We start from the raw sequence: 16,592 nt of genomic DNA, 5'->3' as shown, positions 1-16,592 counted from the left end.
TAACACTATGTAATATTATCATAATACATTTCGCATTTATTTGTTACAAATTTGTTAAATCTATTACGAATTATATTACTTTTTCGTTGCGAAGTCAAGAAAAACAGCCCTTATGCCAAAAACTGCCGGCTTAAGGGCTGTAACATTTGCAATATTTGTCATCTTCGATTGTTGAACATCCGGAAAATCCATACCACCATCCAGATTAAAAACAGGGGGCCGATGAGTGGGGCAAGCAGCGTGAAGATGCCTCCCACCACGGTGATGATAAGGGATATGATGGAAAATACCAGCACGACCGCCAGCAGCTTCCAGTACCATTTGTTCAAATCTATCATGTGAAAACTTCGGTTGGTCTCATATGGGTTCCGCTCGTAGGTGTTTTTCTCGTAGGGATTTCTCTCATAAGAGCCGTAGCCGCTTCTGTCATCCGCGTCCGTATAGCTTCCCTCGCCGGCGCCCTCCGTGGTCTCCTCGATGGTTTTCGCAATCAGCCGCGGGTCTCCGATGGCCGCAATGACCTCCTCCTCCGACTGACCCTTTCTCACCTCTCCTGAGATATAACTGTCGTAATATCTGATATTCTCCTCAATCACACCCGGAGGCACATCTCCCGCCAGTGCCTGTCTTAAGCGTCTTAAGAACTCTTCTTTATTCATGAAATTCTCCTCTGCGACGTACAATCAATGTATTGGCCTATTGTACCATTATTCCGCAATTTGGTAAATAAATCCGTCATAAAATAATTCTTAACTTTTTATGCATTTTTTATAATTCTATGAATGTTAAGAAACTATACCATCTTCTCTTTAATAACACCTTCCCGGTAAGCCGCCACTAACTCCTTCAAATCCTCAATCCGCCCGGCCAGCTCTTTCCCCAAATCCGTATCACCAACCATCACCCGGTTCTTCATCTTCTCCACGATGGTCACCTTCGGCGTATTTTCCTTCCCCGGTGTAAACGGCTTGTGCTCCGCCAGGGCCAGATGGTTGGAATTGTAAATCAAGGTGTACCCGGCAATCCCGGTCTTGCTCTGGTATGCCTTGGACAGTCCGCCGTCGATGATATAGAGCTTACCTCCCGCCTTCACCGGCGTTTCCCCATCCTTAATCTTCACCGGCACATGCCCGTTGATAATATGGGCTCCCTTGGTCGGCAGTCCGAACTCCTCCAGAATCTTGTCGCAGTACTCTTCCTTCACACTCAGCTGATAATAGGGATTCATGGTCTCCTTGTGGGTCGCCGCGTCCGCCACAAAATAATGCTCAAACGTGGTCATCTTATCCTTGCCATAAACCGGCGACTTCTCCCCACACCACAGATACCACATAAAATCTCTGGCGTCCTCCTTCTCCTTGGACTCCCCCTTCAGGAAATAGGCATTCTGAATCATCCTGTCCACAAAATCCATCAGGCTCTTTCCGGAGTAGGATACCCCGTTAAACACCATCGTATCAAAACTGCCATCCTTCTTCATAGGAATGCAGCCGTGATACAGTAAGTTCTTATTATAAGACTTATACAAAGCCCCATGGGAGTACAGAAACTTCACATGCTTGTGCAGCAAGTCACTGTGCCGGAAGGACAAACTCAGCGTATGCAGCAGCTCCACCTCGTCCTCACTGAGCTTCAACGGGTCCTCCCAGTCGATGGTGGGGAATTTCATATCCAGCATAGGGTATTCTTTCCCCCCAATGCACACGGTCCCCTTCTTCCCATCCACCTGCTCCAGCAAAAGCCTGTCGTCCATCCTGTATTCCGGATGGCGTTTGATAATCTGCCCCTCCACCTTCAGCTGAATCACCGCAATAGCCTTGTGCATCTTCGCCGCCAGCCCAGGGTCCACCGCGTCATAGATATTCTGGTCCAGGATATGGGGCACGAATCTGGCGCACTCGTCATCCCGGTATGTACTGGCCGCAAACATGGAAAGCGGCCTCAAATTAATCCCGTAACCGTCCTCCAGCACGTCAAAACTGTTGTAGCTGATGGCAATCCGCAGCACATTGCAGATGCAGGCCAGATTCCCGGTGGCCGCGCCCATCCAGGAGATATCATGGTTCCCCCACTGCACGTCCACGTCATGAAAATGCATCAGTTCATTCATAATCAAATCCGCCCTGGGTCCCCTGTCGAAAATGTCCCCGATAATATGCAGGTTGTCAACCGTCAGATTCTGTATCAGCTCGCACAGCGCAATGATAAACTTGTCCGCCACATCAATATCAATAATCGAGCGGATAATCTCGCTGTAATACACTCGCTTATTGTCCGCATTGTAATCCACATGTATCAACTCATCGATAATATAGGCAAATTCCGGCGGCAGTTTCTTCCTCACCTTGGAGCGGGTATATTTGGAAGACACCTCCTTGCAGATTTGCACCAGGCGGTAAATATTAATCCGCTTCCAGTCGTCCGTGTCCTTGCCGGACGCCCCAATCTGGTTTAACACCTGGTCCGGGTAGTAGATGAGATTGGCCAGTTCCACCTGCTCCTCCTCCGGGATAATGTAGCCGAAGGTCTCTTTGATCTTCTCTCTGATAATACCGGAAGAGCTCCGCAGCAGATGGATAAATGCCTCGTGCTCCCCGTGCAAATCGCTGAAAAAATACTCGGTTCCCTTTGGAAGTCCTCTGATCGCAGTCAGGTTGATAATCTCGCTGGAAGCAGCTTTTATCGTGGGGTATTCTCTGGATAACAGTTTCAGATACGCCAGTTCTCTCATACACGTTTCCTCCCGCCAGTTGCATTTTTCTTACTGATATAGTAACATAAATACAACGAAATGAAAAGTTTAAGATGACATGCAAAAGGAGGGGCGCTCATGGAGCAGCTATACGTATTCGGAACCGGAAATGCCATCGTCACCCGGTGCTACAACACCTGTTTTGCCATCAAAAATTCCGACGGAGAATATTTCATGGTGGATACGGGGGGAGGGAACGGAATTCTGCGGATTTTGGAGGACATGAACGTCGATATGAAACGCATCCATCACATTTTCCTCACCCACGAGCACACGGACCATCTGCTTGGCATCGTCTGGCTGGTCCGGATGATTTCCGTTCTGATGAAAAAGGAACTTTATGACGGAAATCTCTATATCTACTGTCATGAGGATTTGGTGGAGACGGTGACTACCGTCTGCCGGCTGACGCTGCAGCCCAAATTTTTCAAGGCCATCGGGGACACCATCCATCTGGTGGCGGTGAAGGACGGGGAGACAAGGCAGATATTAAACTGGCCGGTGACATTTTTCGATATCCATTCCACCAAGGCAAAGCAGTTTGGCTTCACCATGACGCTGGAGCAGGGCCGCCGGCTCACCTGCGCGGGAGACGAGCCCTACAATCCGCTGTGTGAGAAATTTGTGGCGGGAAGCGACTGGCTGCTTCACGAGGCCTTCTGCCTCTACGGGGACAGGGAGCGGTTCAATCCCTACGAGAAGCACCACAGCACCGTGAAGGACGCCTGCCAGCTGGCGGAGGAACTTCACATTCCCAATCTGGTCCTGTGGCACACGGAGGACAAATCCCTGGATACCAGGAAGGAGACCTACATGGCCGAGGGAACGCAGTACTATCACGGTAACCTTTTTATTCCCTATGACGGGGAGATTCTGGAACTTTGACACAGACAAACCAGCCACCTGGCAGACACGGTCGTCCGCCTGATGGCTGGTTTTTTCATATTTCTATCCATTCCGGCATATCTTTTACGTAGATATTATTCGTTATCCACCCGTCTACAATCCCAAGTGAAAGGAAACTGCCATGCGTTTCTCTCCAAAAACAAATATCGCTGTCATCGCACTGGAATCCACCGTTCTTCTGACGCTCCTGGTCACCCTGGCCCCCCGCCTCTCCCCGGCTCTCAACCATGTGGAGAAAACCATCACCGGGGCCGTCAGCGCCAGTCCGGCTGACGCCGAGAAAAAATATATCAAATGGGTCGATTTCGACGTCACCAGCGAGGCCATGAAACAGGCGTTCCGCTATGACGTCGACACCGTCCAGTCCGACATTCATCTGGATTGGATCTCCCTGCTGGCCTACCTGGGCGCCAGATACGGAGGGGATTTCTCCAAATACAGTTCCAAAGATATGGCCGCCATCGCGGACCGGCTGCTGGCGGGGGAATCCATGGACGATATCACAGCCGACATGAAATATTACTCCTACTACCTGGAAGCCTACACGGCCGTCCTGGGCGGTCTGGTGGGCACTTACCAGATGGAAATTCCGGCCACGGAAGCGCCGGCCTGGGTGCTGGAGCAGGCCGCAGGGGAATCCCCTGATACGTCTACATCTGTCAGCGACGGCTGCGTCTGGGTAACCAAATACGGGTTAAAGGGTTTCTCCCCCATTGCGAAGAATTACCCATACAGCGACTTTGACGATTTCGGCGTCGCCAGAAGCTACGGCTTCAAACGCCAGCACCTGGGCCACGACATGATGGGCCAGGTGGGAACCCCCGTCATCGCCGTGGAGTCCGGCTACGTGGAAGCCATCGGCTGGAACCAGTACGGCGGCTGGCGGCTGGGCATCCGCAGCTTTGACGGCAAGCGCTATTACTACTACGCCCACCTGCGAAAGAATTACCCCTACCACAAGACCCTCCAGGAAGGCAGTGTCGTCCAGGCCGGCGACGTCATCGGCTACCTGGGCCGCACCGGATACAGCCGCACCGAAAACACCAACAACATCGACGAGCCCCACCTTCATTTCGGCCTCCAACTCATCTTCGACGAGTCCCAGAAGGAAGGCAACAACGAAATCTGGGTCAACTGCTACGAACTGACCAAGTTCCTCGCCATGAACCGCTCCGAAACCATCAAAAACCAGGAGACCAAGGAATACTACCGGGTATACCAGATGAAGGACCCGGCGGTGCCTGGCGGGGCGGTGGAGCAGCGGTATCAATAACCTTCCCTTATTGGCATCTGTGATAAACACCATCGCAGATGCCTTTTTCATATTTTAATAAATCTTTAAACTACTAAATATGTAGTTAAGTTATAATGAAACTACCATATTTTATATAGAGAAGGAGTTTTTAATGGAAAGTTATATCAAAGAAAATAAAGCAAAAATCCATCCCGGTAAACAAACTTCTAATTCTTCCCCAAAACCTCTCCATTCCATGTCAGGAACTCAAATTCATTTGAATTTACGTCCTTTTAGCCCGGATACCCAAACATTCGTATCTCATCCCGCTCATCAACAGCAGGAACCTGTTGCTCAATTTTTTCGGCTCAGTTTAAACAGTAATCCGGAAGATTTTAAATTTTTTCAAGTAATAAGAAAAATTCCTGTCTCAGCTATTCCTGAAGCTGATATTAGGGCTGCACCTGAAGAGCTTCAAAAGATATGGTCAGACAGTTCTTTGAATACCACAGAAACATCGCTTGCTTTTCAAGAACGTTTAAGCCAAAGTAAAATCATTACGGAATCACTGCGTAGGAGCATAACAGAACATGAAGATATTGTACTGGAAGGACATGGTACATTTGATGGGCAGATTTCGGATGATGTACATGAGGTTAATTCTATGCAATCATACACACCATCTATGCTGGCTGAATTAATCTGTCTTCTTCTCGATATAAATAGATTTAGCCAAGCACACCCTTGGCATGGACGATTGATACTTTTAGGGTGTAGTACAGGTAATCTCATCCAAGAGACAGCTTCCGCAATCGTACAAAAGATGAAGTTCCCTATAACAATATTAGGTTCTTCCAATACGGTCTTTGTTACTCCCACAGATTCTGGTATTCCTATTTATCGAACCCTTTGTCGTGATGACGACACAGTTACATCGCAGGATTCAAAATTAGCGCTCTATTGGGTGAATACACTTCAAATAGGTTTAAATCTAATACGTACCTTTGATGAAGAACCAATAACTAAACACTGTAATAATATTAACATTAATTGGATACCCCAAAGTACTCTCTCCGAATTAAGAATAACACTTAACGAATTAATTAAACAATTTAAATCATTCAATATACGCATGGCAGGATGGCCTATATTTAACTGCGATTCTATTCTCTATGATACTTCTTCTTGGGCCCTAAATATATATACAAGGCTTAAGAGCTTATACCTGATACAGAGAATAGGAACATCTACCAGTTATTATAAACCTCCTGAATATGGCCTCATATCCAAGAAAAAGACCAATGAAACTTTACGGCAAATGGACGAATTACTAACTTCTATACTCTCCCAAGCATCTACTCCTATTGAATTTAGAACTGGAGCAGGACTTTTTACCTATAATGCTGCTCTTGATGTTTCTAAATCTAATATGCAATATAAGGCACCCCCTGCAGACCCTTTGCCAAAAGTATCTATATCACTCCCTGATATCAGCACCAGTTATGATACTGAGTTAGAAATATTATTAAACCAGCTTGCAGAAACACCTATTGTAAGTGCCTCTCTTGCGTTAGCAAATGAACAAAATATGGTTTTAAATTATATACCACCCGAACGTCCAAAGCCAGTCACCAAACTAAGCGATGGTGCCTTTGATGATATTGAAAATGATTTTGTTGACTACTCCGATAGTGATTAATAAAACTCTTTCTTTTATTTAATTGCATCCTATTTGTAAGATTCTAACCAATCTAACCATTCTTGTCTATCGTTATGGTTAGATTGGTTAGCTTTTATAATACATTATTCATCTTACCCTTTAATTCCAAGTGTTTCAGCTATGCGTTCTTTGGTGCGCTCACACTGGTTGCGGCCATAAATGATGTCGCTGACGGTGGAGTTGGCGATGCCAAGACGTTTCGCCAGCTCCTGCTGGGGGATGTCCTGCTCTACCATTGCGATTTTCATCTTTTTGCCGAATGGGGTGCATGGGATTCTTGTTGCCATATGGGTTTCCTCCTTGTTGTTTGATTTTTAAGTCTTATGAACTCTGCAGTGCAATGGTGAAGGTCGGGATGACCTGGAAGCTGTCTCCGTTTTTCCAGCCGGCTCCGGTGGCTCCGTACAGGGTCATGTTTAATGTGCCTTCCGGTGCCAGGGTATTGTCTCCCGCGGTGGATGCTACCTGATAGGGGGAGTCGGTGGTGACGGTCGTTGTCGTCATCCATTTTCTGCTGCTGTCCGTGGCTGCGGATGGATACTTGATGCTGTCCCCGCTTTTGCAAATGGCAAACATCACATTTTTTCCGGTAAGGTCGTCCATTTTATTGACAAGGGTCGGCGTGTTTTCATTGGAGCCGGTCTTTGTTTTTACGCCTGTGATGCTCACTACCAGCGGGACCTTGGATGTGTTGGTTATGGTGTAATTGCTGGCCTGGGCTATGATCTGGTTGTTGCTGGTTGTGACTGCTACATCGGCTGCCACGGTTACGTTGGGGTCGATGTCGAAGCTGGCCGCTATCGGCACCTTCACCTGGATGTTAGTAATCTTGATGGTTCCTGTTAAGACGGAATCTGCCTTACCATCGGTTACGCCTCCATAGTTTCCTTCTACCAGATCTTTGTCATTGGCTGCAAAGGATGCCATGCTTCCCGTCACTGCCATTCCGATGGCTAAGACCACCGCTGCTGCTCTTTTTCCTCTTTTCATTGTGTGAATCCTCCTACTCCTTTTTCTTTTTGATGCTTTGCTGCTTTATATCAACCAGCCGGCGGTTCCTGTTATCTGGCTGCGCTGATTTTTAATGTGGGACGGACGGTGAACTGGTACTGTCCGTAGAAATCTGGGGCCACTTTTCCGTACAGTTTCAGGTGTACGGTCTCCTCCGCCGGGATTTCCGTGATGTAAATGCTGCCGGTTCTTCCTGGAAGGAATGCCTGCCGTTCGAATTCCTGGGCAGTACTGTATGTCTGGCCGGAGACTCCCAGCACCAGGATGGCTGTTCCCATGGGGCCTACCTTGGATATCTGGTCTACCAGCTGGAAGGACTGTTTCTCCTGGTCGGAGAATTTATCCTCGAAATGCAGGTCTCCTTTTGTCACCTCTGCCACCTGGGAGACTTCTACCTGGATGGGAACTTTGGAGCGGTTCATGATTGGCAGGTCCATGTCCTCAAACTGGCCGCCGGGATTGTCCAGGCTGAATTCCCTTAATGTGTCCACGGTGAACTCCAGGCCGCCGGCCGGAAGGGCGATGGATAACAGTTCCACGTTGATGTTGCCAGTCAGGACGGAGTCCTGCGCCGCACTGGAATCCTGGATGGGGAAGGTGACATCGCCCATCTCTGCCTCTGCCAAAACTGGACCGGTCTGTGCGGTGCAGAGGACAAACGCAAGAAGAATGGCCCGGATTCCGGCGATTATGGAGTTTCCGGAGATCCCGGCAGTGTCTGACATACCGGATGTTCTATGGTTCTGTTTCCTATTCTTGTTCATAAGCGTTTCCCTCCTTTCATTCCCGTAAGACCAGTTTGATTTTGACGGCGGCCTGTCCCATCAGGGCCTCGGTTTCTTCCTGGTATGCCAGGAAGACGGCGGTGCAGTCGTATTCCCCGGCGGGAAGAGGTGCGAGCAACGGGCCGGACTCCAGATAGTTTCCGGGACGGATGGCTCCTGTCTCAAATATCTTCTCCCCGGTGTCGTCACGGGTGATTTCCACGCGGATTAATTTTCCCTGGTTGGAGGGATTTTCTATCATCCAGTTGATGGAGCGGTCCGCCCCGGTGGTTTTTCCGAAGGGCGTTACATTCATGGACATAGCAAGCATGCCCTCCTCCACTACGCTGTCCAGCTCTTTCTGGCGCTGTTCCCTCGTCTTTCCGGGGATATCACCGGAGACCACGTTTGCCTCGTAGGTCAGGCCCTGCTGGGATACCGGGGCGGCCCTCTGGCGGCTCAGGTAGACGCCTGCAGCGGCTCCGGCCGTACAGCAGACGGCCAGAAGGAGAAAAGCCAGCACTTTGATATTCGTTTTTCTGTTTCTGCCGCCGGGGGCCCCTCTGCGGCTGCCCCGGCTCTCTCTGATTTGTGTTTCTTCCGCTATCTCCATTTCCTTTCACCTCCCTGCTTTCTGCCCAGTGCCCGGACGGCATCCGGGCTTACTCCAGGACATACAGTTTAATCTCCGCTCCGGCTCTTCCGATGTAGACGTTGTCCTCGATCCGGTAAGCGTCAAAGTAGGCCGTGCAGGGGTATTCCCCTTTGGGGAGCACCACGTCCAGAGGTACATCATCGATGTACTGCTCCGGGTCCAGGTAGCCGGACTGGTAGATAACTTCTTCCGTGTCATTTCTCTGGATAGTGATCGTGAACCGCTTTCCATTGCCCGGCGGGTTCTCTATCAGAAGGTTGGCCGTGGATGCCCCGTTATTCATGAACGGGGTGGCGTTGATGGAGAAGGCCAGCATGCCCTCCTCCACCACCTGGTTTAACTCCTCCTGGCGTTTCTCCGGGTCCTGGTTCAAGGTTCCTGTTTTCACGTTGCCTTCAGCAGCCAGGGAAACGGGTTCCGCAGCAGCCTGGACTGGCTGGGTGCGGGTGGATACCAGGTATCCGGCTGCCACCAGCACCGCCAGGCAGAACAGGACTGACAGGCCGATGACCAGCAGGTTCATATGGGTTACGCGTGTTCTTTTGTGGCTCATCCTGTCTCTCCTCCCTGGTTTTCTATCATCCGCAGTGTGATATCGATGGACATCTCACCAGCCGGTGTTTTGTCCTCAAACAATTCAATTCTGACTGTAACCGGGTATTCTCCGGGCGGTAGACTCTCTTTCAGCCAGACGCTCTCCACGTAGTATCCCGGGTCCACGCGGGTGGTGCCGCCTATCAATCTGCCGGTTTCTTTCAGATACAGACTGATTCTGGAGCTGTAATGGTTTTCCTCCGGGTTCTCGTATTCGATGTTGCAGTCCTGGCTGCCTGTCTCTATGGTGGGCAGCTGGTTGAGCATCACCCGGAAGCTTCCGGCTTCCACCGGTTTTGATTCCCCTGGTTCTCCTGATGTCAGGGACCCCTTTTTGGCATGCTTCTCCGGGCGGATATCAAGCTGGGCCTGGATGGGTGTGGGGAACCCATAACAGGACACAGCGGCGGCTAAGCCTAATATCATGAACAGCAGCACGGCTGTCACAGATATCCACCAATTTCTGCGGTGACGGTGCTTGGAATGGCTGGTCTTCGTTCCTGCCGGGGCGGAGACTGGCCCGTCCCCAATCTGCCGGCTTTCCGGCTGGTTTTCTTTCCGTTTTTCTGGCCGGCTTTCTTGATTTCTCTTCTGTTCTCTCATCTGTTCTGCCACCCGTCTACTGCCATGCCACGGCTCCGGCCGCAGCGCTGTAATCATCCGCCATCAGCCCGAACTGATAGCTGATGGTGTATCCAAAGTTTGGATGTCCGCTGTCATAGTACGGGTCTGCCTTGTATTTCAGGAAATACCGGTATGGCAGAGTCCCTCCGGCGGCTTTTAACTGGCATGTCATCCAGGGATTGGTATCTCCTGTTGCATCCGGATTATAGTAAAGGTCTCCACTAATAACTCCGGTTCCCGTCTTCGGATTCGTGATTCCCAGTCTGACTCCAGCTTCATAAATCTGGCCGCTTCCATAATTCGTCGTTTTCGCGATTGGTTTCAGAGCCTGGTAGGTGGCTATGTCTGTTTTACTGATGGGCACTGCTTTCAGTATCTTTCCCTCCATGGGATAATTCTGGCTGTTTTGGATGGCCGTATCCACGCTGTATGCGGTCTTCTCGGTTCCATCCGGCATCAGTTCATCTGCCATCGCCACACTACGCGGCAAATCCACTACCAGACTTTTGCCAGTTACTCCCTTGATAGTAAACCGTATCTCATAACGGTCACTTCCCGAAGACAGTTCCACCAGGATGTCTCTGTCTGTCGGATACGTGCATGCTGCTCCTATATATACCTTCAGGCCGCTGATGGTTCCAAGTCCCTGCACCGGATTCTCCAGTGACATCTGGTCCGGCTTCAGTATGGCGGATGTGCCTCCCACTCCGGACAGACCGATCTTTCCATTGGCGCTTGTGGTTCCCCAGCCGGTATAGTATTCAGTCTTCCACTCCGCCAGAGATACCGTCTGCGTTCCGGTGGTTTCCTGGCGGACATCGCGTACTTTTGCATCGGATATAGTTACTCCTGAGCCCAGGGATAACTGCTCTCCGGCTGCTCCGGATGAGTTGTCCACTGGCGTCACCGTTCCCAGGGACAGCATCTTTACTGGCGGCTCCAGTGTCGGCCAACCTTTTGTTGCCTCTGATTCCAAACTGGTATACCAGATTCGGTTTTCCTTCATCTGCTGGGTCCCGTTTACGGTGTTCAGTTCGGCGGTCTGCTTCTGCAGCTCCGTATTCCCGGTGGCATACAGACGGCTGACATGCGTGCTGTCCGCCATCGACACGCCGTCTCCACTCCATCCGGTATCACTGTAACACTGGCTCATTACACCGTCAGGATATCCGGCTACCGCTCCAGCGGCACTGGTGCTGCCGCCGGCCGTAATACTTCCAGCTGTTCCGCAGGCGCTGTAACTGTTTCGTATCGTTCCCAACACACTCCCTGCAATTCCTCCGGCGCTGGACGATGCTTCTGTCCCCTTTATCACAGTTTCCTGGTTATAACAGTCCCGGACTACCCCGCCACTTACCTGTCCCGCGATTCCTCCGGCACTGTCACTGGCTGTCACGCTCCCGCTTCCAGGGCTTTCACTCCGGTTGTAGCACTGGGCAGCCTCCGCCGTCCCCAGAAGACTTCCTACAATTCCCCCGGCTGACGTTCCGCTTATCTGTGCATTGGCTAATCCGATTCTGGTAATTGTTCCGTTCCACACATAGCCGAATAATCCGGCGGCATCTTCTGTGCTGGCATACAGGTTCTGAATCCGGTATATCTTATGGGTATCATCAGGATTGGATAAATCCTTACTTTCAAAGGTTCCCTGGTACATATGGAGCTGGTCTTTTCCGATTGGTATCCAGTTCAGGCGCCCATCGGATATGTAGCTTCCCTCCGCCGCTTTCATATCGATATCGTTTACAAGAACCCCTTTGATTTCCCTCTCCTTTGGCACATTGACCTGGTAGGCAAACCACGCCAGCTGTTCCGGGGCTGTTATCTGATAGGGGGATGCATTTCCATCTCCAGATGATGGTTTACCCTTGTCTTTGATAAGGCCGTATTCCACCGCTTCCCCTACCTGCTCCCAGCTTTCTGCGGATGGCAGGCCTGTGGTGTTTAAGACCGGATAGGGGCTCGTCTTATCGTAAGTCCAGGAGAGGCCTGTGGTCTGCTTTAAACTGCCTCCGTTCAGCCGCCAGGCGGCTCCCCAGGTTCCAAATGCTTCCTTTTTAACCACCGGATTATTCCAGCTTTTTCCGTAATTATAATTTTCATCTATCAGACAGTCCCTGACATCATCCGCACTGCCTGAATAAACACCAATTATGGAACCCGCCAAAGAACTGCCTGCGGCTGCTGTCACAGTTTCAGCATTCCAGCATCCGGTTACTGTGATTCCCCCGGTGTTCGCAACCCCGACGATTCCACCAATCATAGAATCCCCTTCTACTTTACCCATGTTCATGCAGTTTCGAATGGTCCCATGACCACCATTTTCGCCCAATACGAAACCTACAATTCCACCTACCACTGTTCCTCCCGGTACACTGATGTTCCCAATGTTATAGCATCCATCCAGAATCAGTTCTGCCGACTCAGACGACACCCCCACACAGCCTCCAAAATATCCGACTGTTCCGCTTAAACTTCCTTTATTCCCACACTCCGTTATCTTAACTCCTGTTCCATTCACATATCCTGCAATTCCTCCGCCACCCATGTTTGTCACCTTGATCCGGCTGTCGGAGATGCTGGTTTTCTTGATGGCAGCATTATCACCCAGGGTGCCGAACAGGCCCTGATTTTCCGTACCTTTTGCCAGCATGGCTGAAACGGTATATCCATTACCGTTGAAGGTTCCTGTATACCGTTTTCCATCCGCATCACTGCCAATTGGCATCCACTGCAAGGCCTTATTGATGATATCCGGGTCCCCAGTGTCATAGGCAAATCCGCTGTACAACCCTCCAAACAGATTGATATCTGCTTTCAGCTCCGCACACAGTTCCGGGTTCCCGTTATTCACCTGGAGGGCAAACCACGCCAGCTCCTCCGCCGACATAATCTGATATGGATTCGACTCCTGGCCTGCGGTTCCGGGGGATGTCAGGTCTTTACACCTGGGAGCAATTGCCTTCCCTCCTACATCCGCCCACGTTACCGCCGCGACATCTCCGGATACCAACACCGGGTAGCCATCGTTTCGCAGGTCACTTCTCTTCCATGTCAGGCCATCATCTGTACCGTTATAATTCAGATAGTGAAGAATCCCCAAATTTTCCTCCGCTATTGTGGTATTCATTTCTGCCGTACTTTTTTCTCGGCAATCGAACCCCTCTCCCAAACCGTCTCCTGTCACTGCTAATCCGGGTGCTATGTTTTTATTCCAAAAGCAGTATTGTATATTTGTAGATGATACCCCTCCCATTCCTGCAATCGCACCTGGCGTTCCTGTTTTTGAAGTGATAGAGCCGGCCGCGTAACAGCCTGCAATCCGGTATGCGGAACCACTTGTAGTCGTGCTGCTTCCGACCAAAGCTCCTGTCTTACCTGTCATGCCTGCGACAGAACCACGGTTATAGCAGTTGTAGATGTTGAGCTGTGGAGAAACGTCGTTGCACTTTACCATCATTCCTACCAATCCACCGGTTCCTTCTCCGCCAGACGTTCCGGTTGCTGTCACACTGCAGCTGGGATAAAGGCCTAATCCCCTGATGACAGCTCCGCCTCCGGCACAGCCAAACAGGCCGGCATATCCGTTCTCCTCCACCTTCATGTAACCGATCGCGTTTCCTTTTCCATTAAACCCTCCTTGGTACACGTTCGTGGAGGATATTCCGATCGGCTTCCACCGGATGGGATTGCCTATGCTCCCCTTATACCGCTCGCCAGTCAGGTTGATATCCATCAGCAGGTCGGCATAGAGGGATGTCTCCCCGGCATTCACCCTTGCCGCCAAAACTGCCAGCTGTTCGGCTGAACTTATCTGGAGCGGTGAAGATGCATTTCCATCTCCTGTTGGCAGGGACGGGGAGGTTATCAATCCATCGATCAGTCCCTGGCCCACCACAGACCAGTCGTTGGGGCGGTCAAGTTCACCAAAGCCAGGATAGCTGCCTTCTGTAAATACCCAGAGGCCGTCCATGTTCTGGCCATTCAGCGCATAGGCCGCCGCCCAGGACTGAAGCTGGGTTTTGGTAACACCGGTAGCAGCTTTATCCGTTCCTCCAAGTCCTGTTTCATAATAGCAATTAAGAACCGTCGCATCTGCACTAGACGTAATTGCCCCTAGAGAATTCGAACATCTCAATGTTCCCAATCCAGAATAGCAATTAATAATTGGAACACTTTTACTTGATGCACCCACAATTCCCCCTGCATAACTCTCTCTGGTTGAGCCGCCATCAACTCCTCCCAAACTAAAGCAGTTTTTGATAACACAATTGCCAGAGGCCATTCCAACTATGCCTCCTATATCGTGATAATTATCCGAAATATAATTAACGAATACCTTATTGTAACATTCCTCCACCTTTACATTATCCTTTATTGCCCCTACAATGCCGCCCATCACACATCCTATCAGACTCCCACTTTCAATACCTATGCGCCTGATACTCGCATCTCCACTGCAAGTTCCAAACAGGCCAGCATATCTGGATACGGAATTAGTGCCATAAATGTTCATATTGCTTATGCGGTAGATTCTCTCATGATTTTCTCCAAACTTTCCTTTATATTCCTGCCTTACCACATTTATTCCACAGTTTCTTCCAATCGGAATCCAGCCAAGTGGGTTTTCAGTTGTCCCTCCATATGTCTCACCTGTCAAATCAATATCATTGGTCAAATCTCCACAGATTGCGCCGTCCGTGCCATTGAATTTCCAAACCCGGTACGAAAACCACGCCAGTTGTTCAGGGGTAGATATCTGATAAGGATGGGCTTCCGAACCGTCACCTGATGGTTTCGCTCCTGTACTAAGTGTCCCGTTATCAAGGGCCTCGCCAACTTCTATCCAGTTGGAAAATGTCAGCCTTGCCTCATACAAAGACAGCTCCGGCAGTTCTCCTTCGCTATAAGCCCACACTCCGGTCACATTTTCACCGTTCAGCAGATACGTTCCCTCTTTTCCGGTCAGCTGTTCTCTCGTCAATTCCTCCCCGGCCTGGCTTCCTTCCGGAGCGCTTCTGGCTATACTGTTATAGTAAATGTTGGTAACCATTGTATCGGTCCCGCCACGCAGGCATACGGTTCCCGCGCCGGACTGTGGAGATGCCCCGCCTCCAAGGATGGAAGCTGTCCCGGTGAAATAGGCGCTTCTCACAGAGCTTTCGGCGGCTCCAGCATCCGTTCCGTTCACGGTCACCAGGCCGGCGGCCGTCTCGCAATTATCTCCCGACGCTTCCGACTCAATGACAGTGTCGCGGGCGTAACAGGCGCTGAAATCCAGGGCTCCCGTTTCGTGATTTCCAACTACTCCACCGCCATGGACGGCCCCGGCGGCGCTGCTGATCTGGATACGGCTGTTCTTCACCCCAATTCTGAATACCACGGTATTTCCGGCTGACTGGCCAATCAGGCTTCCGGCCAAGACCGGTTTTGTGCCGGCCAGCAGTATTTCCGTACCGCTCAGATACAGGTTTTGAATGCGGGCATCTCTTGCGTAACCGAACAGCCCGTAGGCATTTCCCGAAGTCTGCTCCCGTTCTATTTTGATGGCGCTGATGGTATGTCCGTCTCCATCAAATTCTCCGGTAAATGCATGTTCTTCCGTATTTCCAATGGGGCGCCACTCCGTATTTAATACGTTGAAGACATCAGTTTCCGCCGTTCCATCCATATTGATATCGGCTGTCAGCTTTCCGTGAATTCCGGTCTCTCCTGCCTCATTTACCATGTACATGAACCATGCCAGATGAGAGGGCTGGCTTAACAAATAGGCGTCATCCGTGTCCGTTTCCGGCATCGGCAGTGTTCCGTCGTGTACGGCTTTCCCCACGGCGTTCCAATCCGCGTAACCCCCGGCAGATATCTCCCCCTCGCTTCCTGACAGGGAAAATGTTTTGGAAATACTGCCGATGGACGCTTTTAAATTACCATTTGATGTCGCTGGCTGTGGCACATCCTCCTCGAATTCCTGATTATCATTCAAAGATGACTGCACCAGCACAGGTTCTCTGGGAGAAAATGATATCTGCTCCGTATCTTCCGCCTGTGCAGTATCTTCCGCCTGTGTGATATCTTCCGCCTGTGTGGTATCTTCTTCCTCAGCCGCCTCGGCTGATATAAGACCCACAGTCTTTCCTGACACCAGAACCTGGTGGCTGTCGTCAATGGCTATGTCGCCGCCTGCTTCCCACAAAATCTCCTGACCTTCAATCTCGCCCGGAAGAATCAGTAAATCCGCTGTATCTCCCAGCGCACGGCTGAGGGTAACTCCTTCCGGAAGAAGCAGGGGAATGGCGGACACCTTGGAATAGTCCGCAATTATCCCATGCTCG

Annotated in this window: 12 protein-coding genes; 3 read left to right on the top strand and 9 right to left on the bottom strand. The window is 50.5% G+C overall.

Going from position 1 to position 16,592, the window contains the following annotated elements; genetic code table 11:
• Nucleotides 1-158: 158 nt before the first annotated feature.
• Nucleotides 159-659: a DUF1700 domain-containing protein gene (locus HMPREF9473_RS04520; protein ID WP_006778886.1), complete on the bottom strand. Its 501-nt coding sequence runs from the start codon at nt 657-659 to the stop codon at nt 159-161.
• 134 nt (nt 660-793) lie between these two features.
• Nucleotides 794-2,731, bottom strand: a complete 1,938-nt coding sequence (locus HMPREF9473_RS04515) for a fructose-bisphosphatase class III (RefSeq protein ID WP_006778885.1) — start codon at nt 2,729-2,731, stop codon at nt 794-796.
• 99 nt (nt 2,732-2,830) lie between these two features.
• On the opposite strand from HMPREF9473_RS04515, the gene HMPREF9473_RS04510 reads away from it, so the two are divergent.
• The 3 genes from HMPREF9473_RS04510 (at nt 2,831) to HMPREF9473_RS04500 (ending at nt 6,591) form a co-directional block, all read left to right on the top strand.
• The gene (locus HMPREF9473_RS04510; RefSeq protein WP_006778884.1) at nt 2,831-3,637 is read left to right on the top strand and encodes an MBL fold metallo-hydrolase; all 807 of its coding nucleotides are present in this window, start codon (nt 2,831-2,833) and stop codon (nt 3,635-3,637) included.
• A gap of 142 nt (nt 3,638-3,779) precedes the next feature.
• The gene (locus HMPREF9473_RS04505; protein WP_006778883.1) at nt 3,780-4,931 is read left to right on the top strand and encodes a M23 family metallopeptidase; all 1,152 of its coding nucleotides are present in this window, start codon (nt 3,780-3,782) and stop codon (nt 4,929-4,931) included.
• Between the two features lie 133 nt (nt 4,932-5,064).
• Nucleotides 5,065-6,591 (top strand): hypothetical protein, encoded by a 1,527-nt coding sequence (locus HMPREF9473_RS04500; protein WP_006778882.1) that lies wholly within the window; start codon nt 5,065-5,067, stop codon nt 6,589-6,591.
• Nucleotides 6,592-6,704: 113 nt separating this feature from the next.
• Here the strand turns inward: HMPREF9473_RS04500 and HMPREF9473_RS04495 are convergent, their stop codons facing one another.
• The 7 genes from HMPREF9473_RS04495 to HMPREF9473_RS04465 form a co-directional block, all read right to left on the bottom strand.
• A complete protein-coding gene (locus tag HMPREF9473_RS04495; RefSeq protein ID WP_006778881.1) occupies nt 6,705-6,899 on the bottom strand; it encodes a helix-turn-helix domain-containing protein in 195 nt (64 codons plus the stop codon).
• Between the two features lie 34 nt (nt 6,900-6,933).
• Nucleotides 6,934-7,602 (bottom strand): hypothetical protein, encoded by a 669-nt coding sequence (locus HMPREF9473_RS04490; protein ID WP_006778880.1) that lies wholly within the window; start codon nt 7,600-7,602, stop codon nt 6,934-6,936.
• A 71-nt stretch (nt 7,603-7,673) separates the two neighbouring features.
• Entirely contained in the window at nt 7,674-8,387 is a 714-nt protein-coding gene (locus HMPREF9473_RS04485) for a hypothetical protein (RefSeq protein WP_006778879.1), read from the bottom strand.
• Between the two features lie 16 nt (nt 8,388-8,403).
• Entirely contained in the window at nt 8,404-9,000 is a 597-nt protein-coding gene (locus HMPREF9473_RS25985; RefSeq protein WP_006778878.1) for a hypothetical protein, read from the bottom strand.
• 49 nt (nt 9,001-9,049) lie between these two features.
• Nucleotides 9,050-9,595, bottom strand: coding sequence for a hypothetical protein (locus HMPREF9473_RS25980; RefSeq protein ID WP_006778877.1), 546 nt, complete (start codon nt 9,593-9,595; stop codon nt 9,050-9,052).
• Nucleotides 9,592-10,239, bottom strand: coding sequence for a hypothetical protein (locus HMPREF9473_RS04470; protein WP_006778876.1), 648 nt, complete (start codon nt 10,237-10,239; stop codon nt 9,592-9,594). Before HMPREF9473_RS04470 ends, HMPREF9473_RS25980 begins: the two co-directional genes overlap by 4 nt.
• A 16-nt stretch (nt 10,240-10,255) precedes the next feature.
• Nucleotides 10,256-16,561: a hypothetical protein gene (locus tag HMPREF9473_RS04465; RefSeq protein WP_034857950.1), complete on the bottom strand. Its 6,306-nt coding sequence runs from the start codon at nt 16,559-16,561 to the stop codon at nt 10,256-10,258.
• Nucleotides 16,562-16,592 lie beyond the last annotated feature (31 nt).

Source organism: Hungatella hathewayi WAL-18680, assembly GCF_000235505.1.
In the GTDB taxonomy this organism is placed as follows: Bacteria; Bacillota; Clostridia; order Lachnospirales; family Lachnospiraceae; genus Hungatella_A; species Hungatella_A hathewayi_A.
Note: the sequence above shows the minus strand (reverse complement) of the source record. Positions and strands in the feature narration are given on the sequence as shown.

Coding starts and splice junctions, on each gene's coding strand:
- HMPREF9473_RS04505 (WP_006778883.1), top strand. CDS start 3,780: ATGCGTTTCTCTCCAAAAACAAATATCGCTGTCATCGCACTGGAATCC.
- HMPREF9473_RS25985 (WP_006778878.1), bottom strand. CDS start 9,000: ATGGAGATAGCGGAAGAAACACAAATCAGAGAGAGCCGGGGCAGCCGC.
- HMPREF9473_RS04520 (WP_006778886.1), bottom strand. CDS start 659: ATGAATAAAGAAGAGTTCTTAAGACGCTTAAGACAGGCACTGGCGGGA.
- HMPREF9473_RS04470 (WP_006778876.1), bottom strand. CDS start 10,239: ATGAGAGAACAGAAGAGAAATCAAGAAAGCCGGCCAGAAAAACGGAAA.
- HMPREF9473_RS25980 (WP_006778877.1), bottom strand. CDS start 9,595: ATGAGCCACAAAAGAACACGCGTAACCCATATGAACCTGCTGGTCATC.
- HMPREF9473_RS04490 (WP_006778880.1), bottom strand. CDS start 7,602: ATGAAAAGAGGAAAAAGAGCAGCAGCGGTGGTCTTAGCCATCGGAATG.
- HMPREF9473_RS04515 (WP_006778885.1), bottom strand. CDS start 2,731: ATGAGAGAACTGGCGTATCTGAAACTGTTATCCAGAGAATACCCCACG.
- HMPREF9473_RS04495 (WP_006778881.1), bottom strand. CDS start 6,899: ATGGCAACAAGAATCCCATGCACCCCATTCGGCAAAAAGATGAAAATC.
- HMPREF9473_RS04500 (WP_006778882.1), top strand. CDS start 5,065: ATGGAAAGTTATATCAAAGAAAATAAAGCAAAAATCCATCCCGGTAAA.
- HMPREF9473_RS04485 (WP_006778879.1), bottom strand. CDS start 8,387: ATGAACAAGAATAGGAAACAGAACCATAGAACATCCGGTATGTCAGAC.
- HMPREF9473_RS04510 (WP_006778884.1), top strand. CDS start 2,831: ATGGAGCAGCTATACGTATTCGGAACCGGAAATGCCATCGTCACCCGG.